Annotated in this window: 21 protein-coding genes; 11 read left to right on the top strand and 10 right to left on the bottom strand. The window is 71.2% G+C overall.

The window, feature by feature from the left end; genetic code table 11:
• Positions 1 to 133: biotin carboxylase N-terminal domain-containing protein (locus NMK44_RS30360; RefSeq protein ID WP_135341814.1), on the bottom strand; the 133-nt coding region annotated here is incomplete at its 3' end.
• Between the two features lie 369 nt (positions 134 to 502).
• Here NMK44_RS30360 and NMK44_RS30355 point away from each other — a divergent pair.
• A complete protein-coding gene (locus tag NMK44_RS30355) occupies positions 503 to 949 on the top strand; it encodes a hypothetical protein (protein ID WP_374215364.1) in 447 nt (148 codons plus the stop codon).
• A 36-nt stretch (positions 950 to 985) separates the two neighbouring features.
• Here NMK44_RS30355 and NMK44_RS30350 read toward each other — a convergent pair whose 3' ends face one another.
• From NMK44_RS30350 to NMK44_RS30340, 4 genes are all read right to left on the bottom strand, one after another.
• Positions 986 to 1,591, bottom strand: coding sequence for a Maf family protein (locus tag NMK44_RS30350; protein ID WP_254749132.1), 606 nt, complete (start codon positions 1,589 to 1,591; stop codon positions 986 to 988).
• A gap of 55 nt (positions 1,592 to 1,646) precedes the next feature.
• The gene (mmpB, locus tag NMK44_RS42190; protein WP_302888806.1) at positions 1,647 to 1,778 is read right to left on the bottom strand and encodes a morphogenic membrane protein MmpB; all 132 of its coding nucleotides are present in this window, start codon (positions 1,776 to 1,778) and stop codon (positions 1,647 to 1,649) included.
• 184 nt (positions 1,779 to 1,962) lie between these two features.
• Positions 1,963 to 2,169: an acyl-CoA carboxylase subunit epsilon gene (locus NMK44_RS30345; protein ID WP_254749121.1), complete on the bottom strand. Its 207-nt coding sequence runs from the start codon at positions 2,167 to 2,169 to the stop codon at positions 1,963 to 1,965.
• Between the two features lie 14 nt (positions 2,170 to 2,183).
• Positions 2,184 to 3,779: an acyl-CoA carboxylase subunit beta gene (locus NMK44_RS30340; protein ID WP_254749119.1), complete on the bottom strand. Its 1,596-nt coding sequence runs from the start codon at positions 3,777 to 3,779 to the stop codon at positions 2,184 to 2,186.
• A gap of 186 nt (positions 3,780 to 3,965) precedes the next feature.
• On the opposite strand from NMK44_RS30340, the gene NMK44_RS30335 reads away from it, so the two are divergent.
• The 4 genes from NMK44_RS30335 (at position 3,966) to NMK44_RS30320 (ending at position 9,054) form a co-directional block, all read left to right on the top strand.
• Entirely contained in the window at positions 3,966 to 4,853 is an 888-nt protein-coding gene (locus tag NMK44_RS30335; RefSeq protein ID WP_254749117.1) for a biotin--[acetyl-CoA-carboxylase] ligase, read from the top strand.
• A gap of 143 nt (positions 4,854 to 4,996) precedes the next feature.
• Positions 4,997 to 6,253: an adenylate/guanylate cyclase domain-containing protein gene (locus NMK44_RS30330; RefSeq protein WP_254749115.1), complete on the top strand. Its 1,257-nt coding sequence runs from the start codon at positions 4,997 to 4,999 to the stop codon at positions 6,251 to 6,253.
• Positions 6,254 to 6,417: 164 nt separating this feature from the next.
• Entirely contained in the window at positions 6,418 to 7,986 is a 1,569-nt protein-coding gene (locus NMK44_RS30325) for a cytochrome P450 family protein (protein ID WP_254749113.1), read from the top strand.
• A 525-nt stretch (positions 7,987 to 8,511) separates the two neighbouring features.
• Complete coding sequence (locus NMK44_RS30320) at positions 8,512 to 9,054, top strand: GNAT family N-acetyltransferase (protein ID WP_254749111.1); 543 nt, start codon at positions 8,512 to 8,514, stop codon at positions 9,052 to 9,054.
• On the opposite strand, the gene NMK44_RS30315 is transcribed toward NMK44_RS30320, so the two are convergent.
• On the bottom strand, positions 9,037 to 10,620 hold the full coding sequence (locus tag NMK44_RS30315; RefSeq protein WP_254749109.1) for an asparagine synthase-related protein: 1,584 nt from the start codon (positions 10,618 to 10,620) through the stop codon (positions 9,037 to 9,039). The genes NMK44_RS30320 and NMK44_RS30315 overlap by 18 nt on opposite strands.
• Before the next feature lie 65 nt (positions 10,621 to 10,685).
• The gene (locus tag NMK44_RS42185; RefSeq protein ID WP_302888805.1) at positions 10,686 to 10,811 is read right to left on the bottom strand and encodes a hypothetical protein; all 126 of its coding nucleotides are present in this window, start codon (positions 10,809 to 10,811) and stop codon (positions 10,686 to 10,688) included.
• A 984-nt stretch (positions 10,812 to 11,795) separates the two neighbouring features.
• On the opposite strand from NMK44_RS42185, the gene NMK44_RS30305 reads away from it, so the two are divergent.
• Positions 11,796 to 13,076: an NsdA family TPR-like regulatory protein gene (locus NMK44_RS30305; protein ID WP_254749105.1), complete on the top strand. Its 1,281-nt coding sequence runs from the start codon at positions 11,796 to 11,798 to the stop codon at positions 13,074 to 13,076.
• A 4-nt stretch (positions 13,077 to 13,080) separates the two neighbouring features.
• On the opposite strand, the gene cutA is transcribed toward NMK44_RS30305, so the two are convergent.
• A complete protein-coding gene (cutA, locus tag NMK44_RS30300) occupies positions 13,081 to 13,410 on the bottom strand; it encodes a divalent-cation tolerance protein CutA (RefSeq protein ID WP_254749103.1) in 330 nt (109 codons plus the stop codon).
• An 86-nt stretch (positions 13,411 to 13,496) separates the two neighbouring features.
• Positions 13,497 to 14,522 (bottom strand): SMP-30/gluconolactonase/LRE family protein, encoded by a 1,026-nt coding sequence (locus NMK44_RS30295; RefSeq protein WP_254749101.1) that lies wholly within the window; start codon positions 14,520 to 14,522, stop codon positions 13,497 to 13,499.
• Between the two features lie 108 nt (positions 14,523 to 14,630).
• On the opposite strand from NMK44_RS30295, the gene NMK44_RS30290 reads away from it, so the two are divergent.
• The 4 genes from NMK44_RS30290 (at position 14,631) to hutH (ending at position 18,921) form a co-directional block, all read left to right on the top strand.
• A complete protein-coding gene (locus NMK44_RS30290; protein WP_254749099.1) occupies positions 14,631 to 15,074 on the top strand; it encodes a MarR family winged helix-turn-helix transcriptional regulator in 444 nt (147 codons plus the stop codon).
• A gap of 88 nt (positions 15,075 to 15,162) precedes the next feature.
• Positions 15,163 to 15,969, top strand: coding sequence for an enoyl-CoA hydratase/isomerase family protein (locus NMK44_RS30285; protein WP_254749097.1), 807 nt, complete (start codon positions 15,163 to 15,165; stop codon positions 15,967 to 15,969).
• A 218-nt stretch (positions 15,970 to 16,187) separates the two neighbouring features.
• Positions 16,188 to 17,285, top strand: a complete 1,098-nt coding sequence (locus NMK44_RS30280; RefSeq protein ID WP_254749160.1) for a GGDEF domain-containing protein — start codon at positions 16,188 to 16,190, stop codon at positions 17,283 to 17,285.
• A gap of 91 nt (positions 17,286 to 17,376) precedes the next feature.
• The gene (hutH, locus tag NMK44_RS30275) at positions 17,377 to 18,921 is read left to right on the top strand and encodes a histidine ammonia-lyase (RefSeq protein WP_254749095.1); all 1,545 of its coding nucleotides are present in this window, start codon (positions 17,377 to 17,379) and stop codon (positions 18,919 to 18,921) included.
• A gap of 82 nt (positions 18,922 to 19,003) precedes the next feature.
• On the opposite strand, the gene NMK44_RS30270 is transcribed toward hutH, so the two are convergent.
• Positions 19,004 to 19,300, bottom strand: a complete 297-nt coding sequence (locus NMK44_RS30270) for a hypothetical protein (RefSeq protein WP_254749093.1) — start codon at positions 19,298 to 19,300, stop codon at positions 19,004 to 19,006.
• A gap of 370 nt (positions 19,301 to 19,670) precedes the next feature.
• On the opposite strand from NMK44_RS30270, the gene NMK44_RS30265 reads away from it, so the two are divergent.
• The gene (locus NMK44_RS30265) at positions 19,671 to 20,933 is read left to right on the top strand and encodes a L,D-transpeptidase (protein WP_254749091.1); all 1,263 of its coding nucleotides are present in this window, start codon (positions 19,671 to 19,673) and stop codon (positions 20,931 to 20,933) included.
• Positions 20,934 to 21,035 lie beyond the last annotated feature (102 nt).

Raw genomic sequence — 21,035 nt, 5'->3', positions numbered from 1 at the left:
CGGCCGCGCGCACATGCACAGCGTCCCGGTCCGGATCGGCGTAGACGGCCACGCTCGCGATCCCGGCATCCCGACAGGCACGGGCAACACGGACAGCGATCTCGCCACGGTTGGCGATGAGCACCTTGCGCACGATGACTCCCTCCTTGAAACAAGCCGAGTTTAGGTACTGGTCACACCTCGCGCCGAGAAGACCCCGGGGGTGACCTTGACCACACGGAGCGTGAACCGGGGCGCGAACAGGAAGCCAAATCCCCCGTCGCTCCACCGTACGCCCGGTTTTCGGGCTCGCGGCGCGGTCCGTGATGTGGGCTAGGTCTCTGCCCCGCGGTGCTGCGGCGCTTCGGGTTTCTTTGTGGAATCCCTACGAACGAGGGGCGGAAACTTTGCCGTGTCGTCTTCGCTCGTCCACAGCGAAGACACCGCTTTCTGCACGCCTCTTGTCGGTCGCGCTTACCCGTTAGTAGCGTTCGCGTCTGTCGAGCGGAAGAGGGTGGGCGGGGTGGCGCGCAGACCAGTGGCCGCGATAGCTGCGGTGACACTGATCCTGGAAGCGGCCGGAATAGCGCTGTTGAACTGGATCCTGGGCCTGGTCGTGGACCGGCAGCAGATGTCCATGGGCGGGCTCGACACGGACGCGATGTCGGTGGGCACCTGGGTCGCGGGCGGAGTCTTCGGCCTCTATCTGCTGCTGTGCGGAGTGGTGCTGCTGCGCGTCGCGGTGCGCGACCGCGCGCCCGGCCGCTTCGGCCGCATCCTGCTCATCACCTGTGCTGTGGTGCACGGGCTGTTGGGCGCCTTCTCGGTCGGCCTGGTCGGCTGGCCCGCGTTCGGCTTCATGATGGTCGTGCTGGGCCTGATCGTGCTCACCCTGCTCTGGTACGCGCCGGAGGAGGCCGCGCCCGCCGAGTCCGCGGGCAACGGCCAGGACGCCCCCAGCCCCGCCTGAGCGATCCGTTCCAGGGCGTGTCCGCAAAGGGGCCGCTCAGTCGGTCCAGAGCTCGGTGATGCCCACGCCGACCTCCGCCAGCAGTCGTCGCAGCAGCGGCAGCGACAGCCCGATCACGTTGCCCGCGTCGCCCTCGATGGAGTCGACGAACGGCGCCGAGCGGCCGTCCAGCGTGAACGCGCCCGCCACGTGCAGGGGTTCACCGCTGGCCACGTACGCCGCGACCTCGGCGTCGGTCGGTTCACCGAACCGGACGGTGGTGGAGGCGGTGGCCGAAGTGCGCCGCCCGCTCGCCGTGTCCACCAGACAGTGGCCGGTCCGCAGCACTCCCGCGCGGCCGCGCATCGCCTTCCAGCGGGCGGTGGCCTCCTCGGCGTCCGCGGGCTTGCCCAGCGCCTGACCGTCCAGCTCCAGCACCGAGTCACAGCCGATCACCAGCGACCCGGACACCTCCGGCAGGGCCGCCACCGCGTCCGCCTTGGCCTCCGCCAGCACCCGGGCCAGTTCGGCGGGGGTGTCGGCGCTCAGCGCGTCCTCGTCCACCCCGCTGACGATCACCTTCGGGGCCAACCCGGCCTGGCGCAGCAGCCCGAGCCGGGCGGGGGAGGCGGACGCGAGGACGAGGGTGCGCTGTGCGGTCATGCGCACCAGAGTAGGCCGTCCGGGCGCGGCCCCGCCGGGGTCCCGCCGGGTCCGGTCAGGGCCGCAGCGTCAGGACGCACATCGCGATCATCACGGCGACCGCCAGGACGGTACGGGCGCGCCGGAGCATGGCCTGCGCCCGCCGCAATTCCTCGGGCGGCTCATCGGGCGGCTCGGACCACAGCATGTCTCCGATGGTGGAACGCCGGGCGCCGGGGGCGGGGCGGGTGCGGGGGGAGGGCGCGGCGGGGGCGGGGGCCCCCCGGGCCGCCCGGCCCCTTGTCACCGCATCCCCGCCCCCCACGGCGCGGAGGCACTATTTCCGGATCCCCGGTGGTATCGGGATCCCCGGTTGGTCCGGCGGTTGCGGTTCAGGCGGGCCAGTACGTCGTGCGCCACGCCTTGGGGCCGGGATGGGGCATCCGGCGGCCGGGGACGGTGCGCGCCGGATCGGACCACTCCTCCGGTACGCCGTCGCCCTGCGCGACGGCCGCGGAGGCCGCCGCGCGTGCTTGGACCACCGCGAGCGCGGCGGCCAACTCCTCTGGGGTGGGATTGCCCCGGACGATACGGATCATGGAAACAGCCCTTCCTACAGGGGGATGTTGCCGTGCTTCTTCGGGGGCAGCGACTCGCGCTTGTTCCGCAGGGTGCGCAGGCCCCGGACGATGTGGCGGCGGGTCTCGGACGGCATGATGACCGCGTCGACATAGCCGCGCTCGGCCGCGATGTACGGGTTGAGGAGGGTGTCCTCGTAGTCGGCGATCAGCTCGGTACGGGTGGCGTCCGGGTCCTCGGCCGCCGCGATGGTGCGCCGGTGCAGGATGTTGACCGCGCCCTGGGCGCCCATGACCGCGATCTGCGCGGTCGGCCAGGCCACGTTGAGGTCCGCGCCCAGGTGCTTGGAGCCCATGACGTCGTAGGCGCCGCCGAACGCCTTGCGGGTGATCACGGTGATCAGCGGCACGGTGGCCTCGGCGTAGGCGTAGATCAGCTTGGCGCCGCGCCGGATGATGCCGTTGTACTCCTGCTCCACGCCCGGCAGGAAGCCCGGCACGTCCACGAAGGTCAGCACCGGCACGTTGAACGCGTCGCAGGTGCGCACGAACCGCGCGGCCTTCTCCGAGGCGTCGATGTCCAGACAGCCGGCGAACTGCATCGGCTGGTTGGCCACGATGCCCACCGGGTGGCCCTCGACCCGGCCGAAACCGGTGATGATGTTCGGCGCGAAGAGCGGCTGCGTCTCCAGGAACTCGTTGTCGTCCAGGACGTGCTCGATCGCCTTGTGCATGTCGTACGGCTGGTTCGCCGAGTCCGGGATGAGCGTGTCCAGCTCCCGGTCCTCGTCGCTGACCTCGAGGTCGGCCTCGTCGGGGAAGGCCGGGGGCTCGGAGAGGTTGTTGGACGGCAGGTACGACAGCAGCGTCTTGACGTACTCGATGGCGTCCTTCTCGTCGCCGCCCATGTAGTGCGCCACCCCGGAGGTGGTGTTGTGGGTGCGGGCGCCGCCCAGGTCCTCGAAGCCCACGTCCTCACCGGTGACCGTCTTGATCACGTCCGGTCCGGTGATGAACATATGCGAGGTCTGGTCCACCATCACCGTGAAGTCGGTGATCGCGGGGGAGTAGACCGCACCGCCCGCGCACGGGCCGACGATCAGGCTGATCTGCGGGATCACCCCGGAGGCGTGCACATTGCGGCGGAAGATCTCGGCGAACAGGCCGAGCGCGACCACGCCCTCCTGGATGCGGGCGCCACCGCCGTCGTTGATCCCGACGATGGGGCAGCCGGTCTTCAGCGCGAAGTCCATCACCTTGACGATCTTCTCGCCGTAGACCTCGCCCAGCGAACCGCCGAAGATCGTGAAGTCCTGGGAGTAGACGCAGACCGGGCGGCCGTCGACCGTGCCGTAGCCGGTGACCACACCGTCGCCGTAGGGGCGGTTCTTCTCGATGCCGAAGTTGGTCGAGCGGTGCCGGGCGAATTCGTCGAGCTCGGTGAAGGACCCCTCGTCGAGGAGGAGGTCGATCCGCTCGCGCGCGGTCAGCTTGCCCTTGGCATGCTGCTTCTCCACCGCCCGCGCCGAGCCCGCGTGGGTCGCTTCCTCGATGCGGCGTTGCAGGTCCGCGAGCTTCCCCGCGGTGGTGTGACGGTCTGGAATCTCGGGGGCGATCTCCGGCTCGGACATCGGGATGCGGCTCCTGCTCGTCCTGGGGGTGGGTACAGGGGGTTCAGCGAACGACGGGGTCGATAGGGGCTTCGGACCGGTTCGGTGGCTGTTGAGCTGGCTGGGCTACCGGCTCGTAGCGTATCGGCGGGGCTGCGTGGTGGCACTGCGTCGTTGGCCACACCTCCTGACCCTAGGCTGGCCCGTATGACGCGTTCTGACACCCCGGGGAGCCCGGAAGATCCACACGGCCGGTGGTCCGATCTGGAACGGCCGCCGCTGAACGCCGCCGCGCTGAGCCGGGCGCTGGTGCGTCCGGGCGGGCTGTGGACCGGTCTGGAGGTGGTGCGGGCGACCGGCTCGACCAACACCGACCTGGTCACCCGGGCCGGGGCCGGGGCCCCCGAGGGCACCGTGCTGATCGCCGAGGAGCAGACCGCCGGGCGCGGACGGCTGGACCGCACCTGGACCGCCCCGGCCCGCTCCGGGCTGTTCTTCTCGGTGCTGCTGCGGCCGGGCGCGGCCGGGGTGCCCACCGAGCGCTGGGGCTGGCTGCCGCTGCTGGCCGGGGTCGCCACCGCCGGGGCGCTGAGCCGTACGGCGGGGGTGGACACCGCCCTGAAGTGGCCGAACGACCTGCTGGTGACGGTCGGCGGCGAGGAGCGGAAGTTCGGCGGGATCCTGGCCGAGCGGGCCGGGGACGCGGTGGTGATCGGGGTCGGTCTGAACGTCACGCTGCGCACCGCGGAGCTGCCGGTGCCCACCGCCGGTTCGCTGGCCCTGGCCGACGCGGTCTCCACCGACCGCGACCCGCTGCTGCGGGCCGTGCTGCGCTCCATCGAGCAGTGGTACGGCGAATGGCGCCGGTTCGAGGGCGACCCGGGTCCCTGCGGGCTCCAGGAGGCGTACGCGGCGGGCTGCGCCACCCTGGGCCGCCGGGTCCGCGCGGAGCTGCCCGGCGGTGGTGAGCGGGTCGGTGAGGCCGTCGCGGTCGACGGTGACGGACGGCTGGTGCTGGCCACCGAGGGCGGAGTGCAGGAGCCGGTCTCCGCCGGGGACATCGTGCACCTACGCTCCGTACCGAGGGACGGATGAGCACTCAAGTGGAGAGTGAGCTACGGCACACCTGACGTATCGTTGTCGCGGTCGGTCCAGTTCGGGGCGGCCGTGGGCGAGCCGGAACCGAACCGGAAGAGGGAACGGAAGGCAGTGCGCAGGGATCGGACAGGGGGCGGGCGGTGACCGCCGACGACACGGGTTCCGGCACGGCCGAGACGGACGGTGCGCGGGACGCCGCCGACGACGCGGCCGTACGGGACACCGGGGCGCGGGAGCCCGCCGGCGGGCACGACACCGCTGAAACCGACAACGCCGACGGCGCCTCCGAGAGCGATGGCGCCGACGACGGCGACGGCGCCGACAACAGTGGCGACGCCGATGACGCCGATGCGCCGGATCCGATCGCGCTCCGGCTGGAGCAGCTCATCCTCGGTGCCGAGCGGCGCTACACCCCCTTCCAGGCCGCCCGGAGCGCCGGCGTCTCGGTCGAGCTGGCCACCCGCTTCTGGCGGGCCATGGGCTTCGCCGACATCGGCCAGGCCAAGGCGCTCACCGAGGCCGATGTGCTGGCCCTGCGGCGGCTGTCCGGTCTGGTGGAGGCCGGGCTGCTGAGCGAGCCGATGGCGATCCAGGTGGCCCGTTCCACCGGCCAGACCACCGCCCGGCTCGCCGACTGGCAGATCGACTCGTTCCTGGAGGGGCTCACCGAGCCGCAGGAGACCGGGATGACGCGCACCGAGATCGCGTATCCGCTGGTCGAGCTGTTGCTGCCGGAGCTGGAGGAGTTCCTCGTCTACGTCTACCGGCGGCAGCTCGCCGCGGCGACCGGCCGGGTCGTCCAGGCCGCGGACGACGCGGAGATGGTCGACCGGCGGCTCGCGGTGGGCTTCGCCGACCTGGTGAGTTTCACCCGGCTGACCCGGCGGCTGGAGGAGGAGGAGCTCGGCGAGCTGGTCGAGGCGTTCGAGACCACGGCGGCCGACCTGGTGGCCGCCCACGGCGGACGGCTGATCAAGACCCTCGGCGACGAGGTGCTCTACGCGGCCGATGACGCGGGGATCGCCGCCGAGATCGGGCTGCGGCTGATCGAGACCCTCACCCATGACGAGACCATGCCCGAGCTGCGGGTCGGGATCGCCTTCGGCACCGTCACGACCCGCATGGGCGACGTCTTCGGCACCACGGTGAACCTGGCCGCCCGGCTGACCTCCATAGCGCCCAAGAACGCGGTGCTGGTCGACGGCGCCTTCGCGGAGGAGCTGAGCCGCACCGGGGAGGCCCCGGTGTCGGAGGCGGAGGCCGCGGAGGCCGCCGCGGCGGCGGAGAAGGAAGGCGAGGAGCCCCCCGCCTACCGCTTCGCGCTCCAGCCGATGTGGCAGCGGCCGGTGCGTGGTCTCGGGGTCGTGGAGCCCTGGCTGCTGAGCCGCCGCGGCTGACCGTGCGCGATATGACAACTGGCTCCGGCGCGGAAGCCGGTTCGGCTAGTCTGCGCGCCAAGATCCACGAGTGGGTCCCGGCGAGCGGGCGGGTCCGGGTGCGCTGACCGCCCCCGGCGCGGACGACGCCTGTCCGACCCGCCCCCGGATCCCAGGAGCCCCGCGTGACCGAGCCCGATGAGCCCGGCCCCCCGTCTCAGCCGGGAGCGGTGCCGGAGTCCCGCCGCCCCGCGCGGTCCGAGGGCGGCACCGGGGCGGTACCGCTGGACACCCCGGAGTTCGGCCGGGATCCGTTCGCCGTCTACCAGCGGCTGCGGGAGGCCCACGGCCCGCTGGTCCCCGTCGAACTGGACCCGGGCGTCACCGCCACCCTGTGCGTGGGCTACGAGACCGCGCTGGAGATCCTGCGGCGCCCCGATACGTTCTCCAAGGACCCCCGGCGCTGGCGGGCGAAGAACGAGGGCCGGGTCCCCGACACCAGCCACGCCGGGCAGATGATCCGGTACCGGCCGATGGCCACCGCGGTCGACGGCGAGGAGCACCGCCGCTACCGCGCCGCGATCGACGACAGCACCGGCCGGATCGACCCGGGCGCGCTGCGCGGCTACGTCGAGCGCATCGCCGACTCGCTGATCGACCGGTTCTGCGCCGCGGGGGAGGCCGATCTGGTCGGCGACTACGGGGCGCTGCTGCCGCTGCTGGTCCTCGGCGAGCTCTTCGGCTGTCCGCGGGCGACGGCCGACCGGCTCTTCACCGGGCTGGCCAACATGCTCGACGGCACGGATGTCGGTTCCGCCGATGTGATGGTGGCCGACGCGCTCCGGGAACTGGTCGGCCTCAAACGTGCCCGCCCGGCCGCCGACGTCACCTCCTGGCTGATCGCCCACCCGGAGCGGCTCACCGACGAGGAACTGGTCGAGCAGCTCGGCCTGCTGATGGCCTCCGGCAGTGAGCCGGTCATCAACCTGATCGGCAACGCCCTGCGCGTGCTGCTGACCGACGCCCGCTTCGCGGGCGGGCTCTCCGGCGGCAGCACGCTGGTGGAGGACGCGCTCGACGAGGTGCTGTGGACGGATCCGCCGCTGGCCAACCTGGCGGTGCACTTCCCCCGGCACGATGTGGATCTGGCCGGGGTGCGGCTGCGCGAGGGCGAGCCCGTCGTGATCAGCTTCGCCGGGGCCAACCAGGACGCGCTGCGGGTGGCGGGCAGCCCGCAGGGCAACCGCGCCCATCTGGCCTTCAGCGCGGGCCCGCATATGTGCCCGGGGCGCAGTTCGGCACGGCTGATCGCGGCGGTGGCCATCGAACGGCTGCTGGACCGGCTCCCGGACCTGACGCTGGCCGTCCCGCCGGAGGAACTGCTGTGGCGGCCGGGCATCTACCAGCGCGGCCTGGTGGCGCTCCCGGCGAACTTCCCCCCGGCGGAGACCTCCACCGCGCGGGACGCGCTCCCCGCGGGGGACTCCGCCCCCGCGGGGGTGAAGCCGGAAGAGTGCCCGGTGGCACGGGAGGCGTCGGCCGCGGCCTCGGCGCCCGGACGCGAACCGTCCGGTCCCGACGACGTCCCCCCGGGGACGGGTGTCCCGGGAGGGCGGTCCGGTGATCCGGACGTACCGCACCCGGCCGGAGTCCCGGCGGCGCCCGCCGACGGCCCCGGGAAGCCGGAGGACTCCGTGGCACGGGGACGCCCGTCCGTGCTGGCCGCGCTGAAGCGCTGGCGCCGCCTGCGCTAGGGCGTGTCGCGGGCGGCAGCGTTCCGGCCAAAGGTCAGGCGGGAGTACCCGGCACCCGGGGTACGCCGCCGACGGTCCCGCCCTGGGCACGACCGGGTGCCGAGCCGATGCCCCGCGGGCCGCGGCCACCGCCCCGGCGCCGGAATGGCCGGGGCGGGCAGCTCGGTGAGACGAGGGCGGGCGGGCCGTCCGTCGCAATCGCGCTGAAGCCGGGGCGCCGCTTGCGGTAGACCCCGCCCCCGGTGGCCGTGCCCGCTCGTAGCCAACGAGGCGGGTGGTGATCTTCACCTGATGGGGCGACGTGCCCATGGGACGGTCCCCTGACCACGCGACGCTTGTGCGGGATCAAGGTTCCATGGCGTGACAGTAAATATCTCCGTTGCCGTTGCAGGTCCCGCAGGTCTTCCCGGTCCTGGGGTCAGACCCTGTCCCCCCGCAGCCGGGGCAGCCGCCCTCGAAACGGGGCGTACGGGGGCTGTCACGGTCTACGCTGGCTCCTGCCGAACCAGCCGAAGGGATGCCACGATGTTCGTGATCCGCGAGGCGACAGTGGCCGACCGGGAAGCGGTCGAGGAGCTGACCCGGGCACGAGCCCTCTGGATGGCTGACCGAGGTGTCCGGGGTGCCCGGGGCTGGGAACGTTTCGCGGAGGAATCCGGCCGTCAGGCGGCCGATCCGGACATGCCGGTGTGGGTTGTCGTGACGGACACCGGACGAGTGATCGGCCGGACCACGCTCGGTGAGCAGACCCCCGTGTGGGGCTGGAGCGAAGACGAGCAGGCGCAGCCCGCTTATTTCCTCAATACCACTGTCACGCACCCGGAGTTCGCAGGTCGGCGCGCCGGGTCCCTGCTTGCCTGGTGGGCGGTGGACAGGGCCGCCGCGACCGGCCGGGAGTGGGTCCGCCGGGCAGTCGGCCCGGACCCGGGACTGCTGCGGTACTACTGCGACGTTCAGGGCTGGCGGATCATCCACCGGACCGAACGTTACGGGGAAGACGCGTACATGCTGGGACGCGCGGCCGAACCCCTTCCGGATCTCGCTCGTCATCTACTCACCACCACCTGAAATCCCACGCAGCCCGATCTCGGTGGACGCGATCTGAAACAGCGTCCGGTCCATCTCTTCGTTCGGCCCTTTCAGGAATTCAGCATCGACTGTTTTCGCGAGTCCATCGCCGTCGACGAATCCCGCGTCAATCAACACACTGCCGTCCCGCAGCATGGACCCCAGGAACGGGACGACGTAGCGGCGCATTGCCGCGTTCATGGCGTGGACGAAGTTCTCCGGAATGGGGGCGTGCACCGTTTCCGGTGACAGTCCGAGGCGCGCCAGGCGGAGCCTGTTGAGTGCCTTGTGTTCCCGCCAGGGGCGCGGCAGCCACTCAGCGAATCGAATCAACTCCGGGTCTGCCAAGGGTGATACCGGCCACAGTCCGTTCCGCATGAATTGCGGGGTGCGGCAGGAGAACGCCAAGAGGGTGCTGTCGTAGAGCACGGGGGACGGCGCGATGCCGTCGTTGATGCGGTCGAGCACGGCCAGAGTCCGGGGACCGGTCCAGGGGCCCGGTGCGGGGATCTTCCCGGCAGGTGCCCGTTCGTCGTCCCGCAGCGAGGTGAGTTCGTCGCCACCGGTGCCGCCGAAGGACCATCGAACCCCGGCCCGTGCCATGGCCCGCATCATGATCTCTTCCGCCTCGGTCCACGGATCGTCGTACGGACTGACTCGCTGCCCGTCCGCGCGTCGTCCGTCTGGGCTGAGGGGCAGATGTGCCATGACATCGATGCAGAGGTCCCGCGCCAATCCGTAGGTGCTGATCATCTCCTTTCGGCGCCGGATTTGCTGTTCTCGGGCCTCGCCGCCGAGGAGCATGGCGCACGCCGTGATGTCGGGAAGACCGAGTCCGGCGAGTCCGGCCGCGACATTCGCGGAGTCCATTCCGCCGGACAGTTCCACAGCGGAGCTTCCCGGATCGAAGTGCCGTTGCCTGATTGCGCGGGCGAGAAGCTGTTCGTAGGCGTCGAGAATGTCGGCACCCGGTCGTAGCGCCCGGGGCTCGGTATGCGGGGCGCCCGCCGGATACGTCAGGGACAAGCCGTGGTGCGTCCATGCCGCAGTGGACCGCTCCGTCAGCCGGTGGACCCCCTGCCACACGGTGTCGTGGGTGTAGCGGTGCTGCAGACGTAGCAGTCGGCCAATCTCGCGGTCCTCCAAGGAACCGACCCTGCAGTGCTCGCTCAGATCGGCGAGGTTCCATGACCCCTCCAAGTTTCCTCGGCCGTGGGCGAGATAGAGCGGTGCGACGGCCCATGTCCCGGCGCGAACTGTCGCTGTGCCTGTCGCCAATTCGACGACCGTCCAGTCCAGCGGGCCTTGGCGGGCCGCCCGGAGGCGAGCACGGTAGGCGTCCGGGGCCAATCGGGTCGGAGCACCGACCGTCGACGGATCGCCCCCGTGTCCCCGCTCCGTCGAGATCACCGCCACGGCTGCCCCGTCGCTGATCATTTCGTGGCACAGGGCCGGATGCTGGTACGGCTCGATGCGGGATGCTCCGTGACGCCACTCGCGGCCCGTCCAAGCCCATGCACGGGGGCTGGTCTCTACGGCGGGCCGCTTGATGCTGAACTTGAGCAAGGGGCTCTCCCTTCCGAAGGGAAGCGGCCCACCGTCAACGCGGACGGTGGGCCGTGGGTGTGGGGCTACTCGTGCTCGTCCCGCTCGGTGTTCGTGTCGCTGTTGCCGGAGAACTTCTTCGTCTCCAAGCGCATGCGGAGTGTCGGCACGGTGAAGACCGGCGTACCCGAGAACACGTTGTCCAGGTTCATGTGTTGTCCCTCCCTTCTGCTGTTGTGTGCTGTCGCGGGCGGCCACCCACCCACGTCTGCTGAGGTACGGCAGGGGCATTGGGGCGCGGAGCTTCCGCAGAAGTGGTTCAGGAAGGCTCTGTGGGCTGCTCGCCCGTGTTGCCGTCGTGCCCTGCGGTGGCTTCGTACGTTGAGTCCAGACGGCCGCCTCGACTCTCGGCCACCCTCAGTGCGTCACGGAGTGCTTCCGACAGCCGCGTTGCCAGGAATCGAAGTTCACCTGCTGACGCCTTGTGGTCGTCGAGCAGAGCGTCGGCATGACCAAGAAGTTCGCCCCCCATGCTGAGCTGCACGGTCTCCACCTGATCGGCTAACTGGGACAGAACCCCACCGTCGCCAGCGAGGTAGCACGGCTTGCCCATCGGCCCGCTCCAGGGGAGTAGCCGGAGCGTCTGCGCCGGAAGCATCAGGTCACGTCCACGCGGTGCGGAGTGATGTCGATGCCATGAATCGCCAGCCACACAACCCGGCGTCGTTTACGTCGCAGACGGGCCTCGTGCCGGCGTTCATGAACGATTAGGTAGGGGCGCACAAGCGCTACGTCTTCGCCCCGTAGCGGCTGGGCTGGTAGACGGGGCAGACGCATGGTGGGCGTGTCCTCCCCATGGTCAGCGACCCGTTGGCCGACTGCTCTGCGGCGGCCTGGCGCAGGCAGCAGCAGGCACAGGATCGATTCGAAGAAACGGGAGATACAGTGCGGCATGTCAGCGCTCCCAACAGCGTTGACCACGCCCCCGGGCCGTGCCAGCGGTCGCGGGGGTTCCTTGTGCGCAACTGTCGCGCTGATCGCTGAATCTGACTTCCCGCCGATGGGTACCCCCATGAGGGGTAGGCTGAGAGTGAGGTGAGCGCGACACACTGTGATTGACAAGTGCGACGGGGCACATCATGACTGCGTACCAACCGCCGACAGCGCTACCGAGCGCCCTCCTGAACCGGGCGGATATGCGAGCAGCCATCGCGGCTCACGATTTCGGCACCGTGTTTCTGCTCGCCCGGGCGGAAGCGAGCATCAGCTATTCAAAGATCGCTGCCGAGTGCGGTATCAAGCCGGAACGCGTGAGTGCACTGGCTCGTGGTGACGGCAGCGTGACCACGTTCGAGAAGATCGCAACCATCGCCGACGCGCTCCGTATTCCCGGGCACATGCTCGGCCTGACTCCCCGTACGTGGGAGGCAACCGAGCATCCGATCCGGCACCCCTCCACATCCGCAGGCACCACCGATATGAGCAGAAATGGAGACAGCGCAGTGCGGCGCAGGGAGTTCTTCAAGGCATCGGCGTCTGCCGGACTGGCCGTTGGCCTGCCCGAACTCACTCCATACACGACATGCCGCCGGATCGGCCGTGACGTCCCCGACCAGCTACGTCAGCGCACAGCCCGCATGCGGCGCCTGGACGACATCCTGGGCGGAGGGGACACCTACCGTGTCTATCTCGGCGAATATCAAGCCACCAAGACTGTGCTCCGGGAAGCCAGCTACACCGAGGAGACTGGGCGGGCTCTACTGTCCGTACTGGCCGAACAGGCGCAGCAGGCAGGATGGGCCGCATTCGACGCGGGTAACCACCCCGACGCTCGCGGCCTGTACGAGGACAGTCACCGGGCCGCCACGGAAGCTGGGGACGCTGCTCTGGCCGGTAACGCCCTCGCATTCCTCGCCTATCTGCGGATCAACGGAGACCGAGTCGCAGGAGTCGAGACCGCCGAACAGTCCTGCCGTACCGCAGGAGCCGATGCTCCGCCGGGTGTCCGTGCTCTGCTTCACGAACGTCTGGCGTGGGCCTACGCGGTGGCCGGGCGCGTCAGTGAAACAGAGCGGGCCCTGCATGCCGCCGAAGCCGCCCTCAATGATGGTGACGGCTCCCCACAGCCCGATTGGGTCGCGTGGGTGGATCGCGACGAACTACGGATCATGACCGGCCGGTGCTGGACCGAACTTCGCCGCCCACTTCGGGCGGTCCCCATCCTGGACGACGTGCTGACGCGGTATGACGACACCCACGCCCGGGACAAGAGCCTGTATCTGTCCTGGCTGGCCGAGTCGTACATGGCCGCTCACGAAGTCGAGCAGGCTGCGACCATCACCAGCCGCATCCTGGAACTCTCCGCCGGGGTCGCGTCCGTGCGACCACGCCAACGTATCGAACCCACCCTGCGGCAGCTCACCGTCCATCGGGAACTGCCAGCGGTAGCCGAGACGCTGGAGAGAGCCGGCGCGTGAGTGGTCAGCCCGCGCTGTCCGGTGAGGTGGTCGCGTCGATCCAGCGCAGGTAGCCCTCCGACCCGGTCAGCGGCACCGCCGAGACCTCCGGGTTCTTCCACGGGTGGTGCTCAAGGAGGTGCGCTTCCAGCGCGGCATAGCGGTCTGCGCGGGTCTTGAGCAACAGCTGCCACTCTTCGCCGGCGCCGAACTCGCCTTGATGCCAGAAGACGGAAGTCACCGGACCGACGATCTGTGCTCCGGCCGCGAGCCGGGCCGCTACGACCGACTGCGCCAGTTTCACGGCGCTGTCGCGGGTCTCCGTGGCCGTGGCCACCTGGAGGAAATCAGCCATGCGGGCGAGCCTAGTCCCGGGGCGGCCCCGGGGCGACGGGGTACCCAGCCGTCCCGCTGCCCAGAGGCGCCCTCCCCGTTGGGCGCTCAGATACCGGTGACCGCGGCCACCGTGAACGGTGCCTGCGGGGTGCCGTCGCCCAGCGGGCCGCCCTTGTCGAACTGGGAGCGGACCACGTAGAGCGTGCCATTCCGGCGTATCAGCGTGGTCGGCACCTGGAGCGACTCGTCCGTGAACCGCCGCTCCTGGCGGGCCGTGCGGCCGTCCGCCGCGACCCGCCAGCGGCTGATCGCGTTACCGGTGTTGTGCGCCGCCCACAGGGTGCCGTGGCGCAGTTCGAGACCGTCGGCGAGGCGGAGGTCGCCGCCGTGCAGGGCCACCCGGCGGATGCCGCCCGAGGCCAGGTCCAGCCGGTAGAGGTCGCCGCCGGTCATGTCGACGGTGAGCAGATGGCGCCCGGTCGGGTCGGCGACGATGCCGTTGAGGGTGTAGGTGCCAGGGTCGTGCGGATCCAGCGCGTCATCGAGGTCGAAGCGCGGGGTGAGGACCGCGTGTCCGCCGTGCGCGCGGGCACGGGCGAGCTGGCGCGGGGTGACGCGGTAGACCACCGCGCGGGCGCTGTCGGTGAGATACGCGCTGCCGTCCGGGGCGATGACCAGGTCGTTGACGAACCGGGCGGCCTGTCCGGGGACATCGAAGCGGGCCAGCAGCCGACGGGTGCGCGGATCGTAGACGGAGACCCCGGCGGTGGAGTCGGTTACCCACAGCCGCCCCTTGGCGTCCACCTTGAGCCCGTTGGCGGTGGTGCGGCCGTCGGTGCCCGCGGGCAGCAGGACCTCGGCGGCCCGGTGACCGGGCGTCATCCGGTAGACCGTGCCGTCGGCGAACGATCCGGCGTAGAGGGTCCCGGTGCGCGGGTCGGCGGCGATGCCCTCGGGATAGACCCGGTCGCCGGGGAGTTCGTACGCCGTGGAGATCCGGGGCAGGGCGGGCTGGTGCGCGGCGGGACGGGCGGCCGGGCCGTCCGCGTGGGCCGCGGGAGCCAGTGGCAGGAGGGCGGCCAGGGCGGTGACCGCGACGGCCAGGGTGCGGTGCGGAAGAGCGCGGGGCATGTATGCCTCTCTATGGTTGAACTCTCTCCTCGAGGTGTGTTCGAACAGTAATTAGAGTTCTAATATTCGTCAAGATGCTTATCCTTGATGCCGCCGTACGATGCGCAGATGACCTCGATGCCCGCTAGCGAGCGGCTGGGCTCCCATCTCAAACGAGCCGAGCAAGCGCTGAACGCGACCAAGCACGCCGTGCTGAAGCCCGCCGGTCTGACCGTTCCGCAGTACGCGGCGCTGCTGTGTCTGTCGGAGAACCCGGGCATCTCGGCCGCCGCGCTGGCGCGGGCGTGCATGGTGACGCCGCCGACGATGAACACGCTGCTGAAGAACCTCCAGGAGCGCGGGCTGATCGAGCGCACCCCCCACGAATGGCACCGGAACGTCCTGGAGACCCGGCTCACCGAGCGCGGCCAGGAGGTGCTGGCCGACGCCGACGCCCGTGCGGTGCGGGTGGAGCGGGGGCTCTCCGCGGAGTTCGGCGAGGAGGAGCGCGAGCAGTTGGTGGCGCTGCTGGGGCGCTGTGTGGACTACCTGGAGTCGGTCCGCCCGCACTGAGACGGCGGCGGGCGCGGGTTCCGGATGACGGGCCGGGCTGCGATGATCCTCGGAACAGGTTCACGGTCGTTAACCGGGAGGGTTTCCGATGGGCGAGCAGCACGACGAGGTGCGGTACGGCGAATGGGTCGCGGTCCGCAGGCACGGCTTCGTGGCCGAACTGGTCCTGGACCGGCCGGGGGCCATGAACGCCGTCTCCTCCGAGATGGCCCGCTGCATCGCCACGGCCTGCGCCGCCCTGGCGGAGGGCCGCGACGCCCGCGCGGTGGTGCTGACCTCCAGCCATGAGCGGGCCTTCTGCGTCGGCGCCGACCTCAAGGAGCGCAACTCGCTCACCGACGCCGAGCTGGTCCGCGCCCGCCCCGGCTCGCGCGCCGCGTACACCGGGGTGCTGGAGCTGCCGATGCCCACCGTCGCCGCCGTGCACGGCTACGCGCTGGGCGGCGGTTTCGAGCTGGCGCTGTCCTGCGACGTGATCGTCGCCGACCCGACCGCCGTGGTGGGGCTGCCCGAGGTGTCGGTCGGGGTGATCCCGGGCGGGGGCGGCACCCAGTTGCTGCCGCGCCGGGTGGGGGCCGCGCGCGCCGCCGAGCTGATCTTCTCCGCCCGCCGGGTGCCCGCCGCCGAGGCCCGGGAACTGGGCCTGGTGGACCTGCTCGCCGCCGAGGGCGCGGACCGTACCGAGGCGCTGGAGCTGGCCGGGCGGATGGCCGCGAACTCGCCGGTCGGGCTGCGGGCCGCCAAGCGGGCGCTGCGGCTGGGCCACGGCCTGGACCTGAAGGCCGGTCTCGAGGTCGAGGACGCCGCCTGGCGCACGGTGGCGTTCTCCGGGGACCGTGCCGAGGGCGTGGCCGCGTTCAACGAGAAGCGCACCCCGGACTGGCCGGGGGAGTAGCCCCCGGGCCCGCCCGCCGCCCACCCGCCGTGAACGGGCCGCAGCGGATTGTCCCCGACGTTCTTACGCTGGAGGGCAGAGCGAGAGCTGCGGTGCGGTGAGAATGCGAGGCCGTCGTGAGCGACAACGGCGACTACGGCGACGACGGGGGCGGCCGGTCCGGGCGCCCCGGCGGCGTGGACGGGCGGCTGCGGGCCGTGGTGGCGCTCGCCCAGGCGATGGCGGCGGCGCAGACCCCGCGCGAGGCGGTCGGGGCCGCAGCCGACAGCGCCCGGCGCGCCCTGGACGGCACCTTCGCCGCGGTGTCGGTCTGGGAGCGGGAGCGCGGCCGGCTGCGAGTCCTGGTGAACGTGGGCGAGCTGACGGACGGCGAGGAGCCGCTGCCGGAGGACGAGTCGTACCCGGTGCACCAGTTCCCGGAGATCACCGAGTTCCTGCACGAGCGCTGGGCCTCCGGCGGGGAGCCGCACGCCTGGGTGGAGACCTCCGAGGGCCGCCGCACCGGCTCGGGCGCGTACCGCCACGAGAGAGTGGCCGCGCTGCGGCGGCGCGGCCGCGGCAGCTGTGTGGTGGCGCCGGTCGTGCTGCACGGGCGGGCGTGGGGCGAGCTGTATGTGGCGCGCCCGGCCGGGAGCGTGGTGTTCGGCCGGGACGACGCGGACTTCGCGACCGTCCTGGCCGCCGTGACCGCGGCCGGGCTCGCCCAGACCGAGCGGCTGGAGGAGGTCCGCCGGCTGGCCTTCACCGACCCGCTGACCGGGCTCGGCAACCGGCGCGCGGTGGACATCCGGCTGGACGAGGCGCTGGAGGTGCACCGGGCGCACGGCACCGTGGTCAGCCTGGTGGTCTGCGACCTCAACGGCCTCAAGCGGGTCAATGACAGCCTCGGCCACGCCGTGGGCGACCGTCTGCTGGAGCGTTTCGGCTCGGTGCTCTCGCTGTGCGGCGCCATGCTGCCCGGGGCCCTGGTGGCCCGGCTGGGCGGCGATGAGTTCTGTCTGCTGGGGGTGGGGCCCCCGGCCGACGAGGTGGTGCGGGTGGCGGACGAGCTGTGCCGCCGGGCCGCCGAGCTGGAGATGGGCGAGGGCGTGGCCTGCGGGGTCGCGTCCACCGGCGACCCCATCGGCCCCATACGGTCGGCCCGGCGGCTGTTCCGGCTGGCGGACGCGGCCCAGTACCGGGCCAAGGCCGCCCGGTCCGCGAAACCGGTCGTCGCCGGGCGGGACGGCGGCGTCGACGACCCCGTGGTCCGGCTCGCCGACTCCGCCGCCGACCATCCTCCGGAGCGCCGCAGGTTCCGGGGCCGCCGTCCGTGACCGGCCGTCGGCACCGCACCGGACGGGCGGACGCAAAGCCGTTCGATCCGACAGGTGACAGGTCGCGATTCAGTCTCTAGGGTGCCTGAATATGGATATGCACACTGTGGTGGTGGGGACGTCCGGGACGACCGCCGAGGACGTCGTGGCCGTGGCGCGCGACGGCGCCCGGGTGGAGCTGTCGGCCGAGGCGCTGGACGCCGTGGCCGCGGCCCGGCAGGTGATCGACGACCTGGCCGCCAAGCCCGAGCCCGTCTACGGGGTCTCCACCGGCTTCGGCGCGCTCGCCGTCCGGCACATCACCCCCGATCTGCGGGCCGAGCTCCAGCGCAACATCGTCCGCTCGCACGCCGCGGGGATGGGCCCGCGGGTCGAGCGTGAGGTGGTGCGCGCGCTGATGTTCCTGCGGCTGAAGACCCTCGCCTCGGGCCGCACCGGGGTGCGCCCCCTGGTGGTCGAGACGATGGCCGCGATGCTCAACGCCGGGATCACCCCGGTGGTGCACGAGTACGGCTCGCTCGGCTGCTCCGGCGATCTCGCGCCGCTCTCCCACTGTGCCCTGGCGCTGATGGGCGAGGGCGAGGCCGAGGGGCCCGACGGCACCCTGCGGCCCGCCGCCGAACTGCTCGCCGAGCACGGCATCGAACCGGTCGTGCTGCGCGAGAAGGAGGGGCTCGCGCTGCTCAACGGCACCGACGGCATGCTCGGCATGCTGGTCATGGCCTGTGCCGACCTGGCCCGGCTGTTCACCGTCGCCGATGTGACGGCCGCGCTCTCGCTGGAGGCGCTGCTCGGCACCGACCGGGTGCTCGCGCCCGAGCTGCACGCCATCCGCCCGCATCCGGGCCAGGCCGCCAGCGCCGACAACATGCTGCGGGTGCTGGCCGGTTCGGGGCTGACGGGGCACCACCAGGACGATGCGCCGCGGGTGCAGGACGCGTACTCGATCCGCTGCGCCCCGCAGGTCGCGGGCGCCGGACGGGACACCCTGGCGCACGCCCGGCTGGTCGCCGACCGTGAGCTGGCCGCCGCCGTGGACAACCCGGTGGTGCTGCCGGACGGCCGGGTGGAGTCCAACGGCAACTTCCACGGGGCGCCCGTCGCCTACGTACTGGACTTCCTGGCGGTGGCCGCCGCCGATCTCGCCTCGATCGCCGAGCGCCGCACCGACCGGCTGCTGGACAAGAACCGCTCGCACGGGCTGCCGCCGTTCCTGGCGGGGGACGCGGGGGTGGACTCCGGTCTGATGATCGCGCAGTACACCCAGGCCGCCCTGGTCAGCGAGTTGAAGCGGCTGGCCGTACCCGCATCGGTGGATTCCATCCCGTCCTCCGCGATGCAGGAGGACCACGTCTCCATGGGCTGGTCCGCGGCGCGCAAGCTGCGCACCGCGGTGGACAACCTCGCCCGGGTGCTGGCCGTCGAACTGGTCGCGGCGACCCGCGGGGTCGAGCTGCGCGAGGGCCTGGTGCCCGCGCCCGCGACCCGCGCGGTGCTGGACGCGGTGCGCGCCGCCGGGGTCGAAGGGCCGGGCGGGGACCGCTATCTGGCGCCGGATCTGGCCGCCGCCGATGCCTTCGTGCGGTCCGGGAAGCTGGCCGAGGCCGTGGAGTCGGTGACGGGTCCGCTGGCCTGAACCGGCGGACGCCCGGCGGGCCCGGCGGGCCGGACGGTCCGGACGGGCCGGTTGACGGCCCGGGGGGTGAACCGAGGGCTGATCAGTACGCCTCCGGGCGCGCCCGGCGCACGGAGGCGGTCACCATGGTGACCCCGAGCCCCAGGAAGGCCGTACCGCCGACGAGATACGGGGTCACGTCCACGCTGCCGGAGTCCGCGAGGTTCTCACCGGGCGTGGCGGCCGACTGCCCGTCCCGGGCCGGGTTCTGGGGCTGTGACGCGGGGGCGGCCGACTGCCCGGTCCGCTCGACCGTGGCGTTCGCCGACGGGACGAACCACAGGGCGCACAGCAGCGAGCCGGCAGCGGCGGCGGTCAGCAGCGGTCGGCGTGCGGACACAACGGCATCCTCCTTGAGGCTGCGGTGACTTGACCCCCGTCGGACCGAATCGTAGTGACAACGGCGGGCCGGGTGGAAGCGAGTCTGCCGGGGTGCGCACGCTCCGCTAAGGAACGTGTACCGAGAGTTTGTAGTTTGTCCGGTTTTGTGAGTGGGTGGGTGGTCCGATCGCGCTGATGTGGGGCGCGAGGGACTGAGCCGCGCCCATGTGGGTACCGGCGGGTCATAGGCTTGACCGGCGCCTTTGCTAAGTGGCCTTGCGCACAGTTTTACTGTGCGAGGAACCGACCAAAAGGTACAGGCGTTCTTGTGAGATAGGTCCGGGGTTCTGGGGTCAAGATCAAGACCAGTTCAAATGGAGAAGCGTGTGATGACGGACGGCAAGCGCCGTAGGGGGCTGGTGGCCGTGGCCACTGTGCTCGGGGGTGTGCTGACACTCGGAGCCTGCGGCGGCGGTGACGACGGGGACGACGGCAAGAACGACGGCAATGGCAAGTCGCAGTCGCAGGTCGACGAGGCGGCGGCCAAGGACGCGTCGGACGCCCACATCAAGATCACCCCGAAGACCGGTGCCACCAGCACGGGCATCAACAGCGACACCAAGGTCAAGGTCAGCGGCGGCAAGCTCACCTCCGTGAAGATGACCGCCCCGGCCACCGGGTCCACCGTGGCGGGCACCATATCGCCGGACGGGACCACCTGGAAGCCCAACGGTCAGCTGGAGCGGTCCACCCAGTACAAGATCACCGCCTCGGCCAAGGACTCCGAGGGCCGCAAGGCCACCGAGCACTCGTCCTTCACCACCGTTTCGCCCTCCAACAGCTTCATCGGCAACTTCACGCCGGAGAACGGTGCGAAGGTGGGCGTCGGCATGCCGGTCTCCATCAACTTCGACAAGCCGGTCTCCAACAAGAAGGCCGTCGAGTCGCACATCAAGGTCACCTCCACCAGCGGTCAGCAGGTGGTCGGCCACTGGTTCAGCCCGAATCGGCTCGACCTGCGGCCCGAGGAGTACTGGAAGGCCAACTCGACCGTCACCCTGAAGCTCAACCTGGACGGCGTCGAGGCGTCGCCCGGCGTCAAGGGCGTCCAGGAGAAGACCGTCACCTTCAAGGTCGGTCACTCGCAGGTGAGCACGGTCGACGCCAAGACCAAGACGATGAAGGTCGTGCGGGACGGCAAGCCCCTCAAGACCATCAAGATCTCGGCGGGCAGCCCCGAGAACACGACCTACAACGGTCAGATGGTGATCTCCGAGAAGTTCAAGGAGACCCGGATGAACGGTGCCACGGTCGGCTTCAAGGACGACGACGGCAAGGGCGAGTACGACATCAAGGACGTGCCGCACGCCATGCGCCTGTCCACCTCGGGCACCTTCATCCACGGCAACTACTGGGGCGCCAAGTCCATCTTCGGCAGCAGCAACACCAGCCACGGCTGTGTGGGTCTGTCGGACACCAAGGGCGCGGGCGACCCGAACACCGACGGGGCCTGGTTCTACGACAACTCCCAGATCGGTGACGTGGTCGTGGTGAAGAACTCCGCGGACCGCACCATCCAGCCGGAGAACGGCCTCAACGGATGGAACATGGACTGGGACAAGTGGGTTGCCGGGAGCGCCACCGGCGCCTGACGCACCCTCTTTTCAGCACCGCCGGGGGGGGGGGGGGCCCCCCCCGCGGCCCCCCCCCCGGGGGGGGGGGCCGTGGGGGGCCCCCCGCCGCCCCTACATCAG

The organism is Streptomyces cucumeris (assembly GCF_024295805.1).
GTDB lineage: Bacteria > Actinomycetota > Actinomycetes > Streptomycetales > Streptomycetaceae > Streptomyces > Streptomyces cucumeris.
The sequence above is the reverse complement of the archived record's forward strand: the minus strand, read 5'-3'. Positions and strand labels throughout refer to the sequence as shown.

Coding starts and splice junctions, on each gene's coding strand:
- NMK44_RS30350 (WP_254749132.1), bottom strand. CDS start 1,591: ATGACCGCACAGCGCACCCTCGTCCTCGCGTCCGCCTCCCCCGCCCGG.
- mmpB (WP_302888806.1), bottom strand. CDS start 1,778: ATGCTGTGGTCCGAGCCGCCCGATGAGCCGCCCGAGGAATTGCGGCGG.
- NMK44_RS30345 (WP_254749121.1), bottom strand. CDS start 2,169: ATGATCCGTATCGTCCGGGGCAATCCCACCCCAGAGGAGTTGGCCGCC.
- NMK44_RS30340 (WP_254749119.1), bottom strand. CDS start 3,779: ATGTCCGAGCCGGAGATCGCCCCCGAGATTCCAGACCGTCACACCACC.
- NMK44_RS30335 (WP_254749117.1), top strand. CDS start 3,966: ATGACGCGTTCTGACACCCCGGGGAGCCCGGAAGATCCACACGGCCGG.
- NMK44_RS30320 (WP_254749111.1), top strand. CDS start 8,512: ATGTTCGTGATCCGCGAGGCGACAGTGGCCGACCGGGAAGCGGTCGAG.
- NMK44_RS42185 (WP_302888805.1), bottom strand. CDS start 10,811: ATGAACCTGGACAACGTGTTCTCGGGTACGCCGGTCTTCACCGTGCCG.
- NMK44_RS30305 (WP_254749105.1), top strand. CDS start 11,796: ATGCGAGCAGCCATCGCGGCTCACGATTTCGGCACCGTGTTTCTGCTC.
- cutA (WP_254749103.1), bottom strand. CDS start 13,410: ATGGCTGATTTCCTCCAGGTGGCCACGGCCACGGAGACCCGCGACAGC.
- NMK44_RS30295 (WP_254749101.1), bottom strand. CDS start 14,522: ATGCCCCGCGCTCTTCCGCACCGCACCCTGGCCGTCGCGGTCACCGCC.
- NMK44_RS30290 (WP_254749099.1), top strand. CDS start 14,631: ATGACCTCGATGCCCGCTAGCGAGCGGCTGGGCTCCCATCTCAAACGA.
- NMK44_RS30285 (WP_254749097.1), top strand. CDS start 15,163: ATGGGCGAGCAGCACGACGAGGTGCGGTACGGCGAATGGGTCGCGGTC.
- NMK44_RS30280 (WP_254749160.1), top strand. CDS start 16,188: ATGGCGGCGGCGCAGACCCCGCGCGAGGCGGTCGGGGCCGCAGCCGAC.
- hutH (WP_254749095.1), top strand. CDS start 17,377: ATGGATATGCACACTGTGGTGGTGGGGACGTCCGGGACGACCGCCGAG.
- NMK44_RS30265 (WP_254749091.1), top strand. CDS start 19,671: ATGACGGACGGCAAGCGCCGTAGGGGGCTGGTGGCCGTGGCCACTGTG.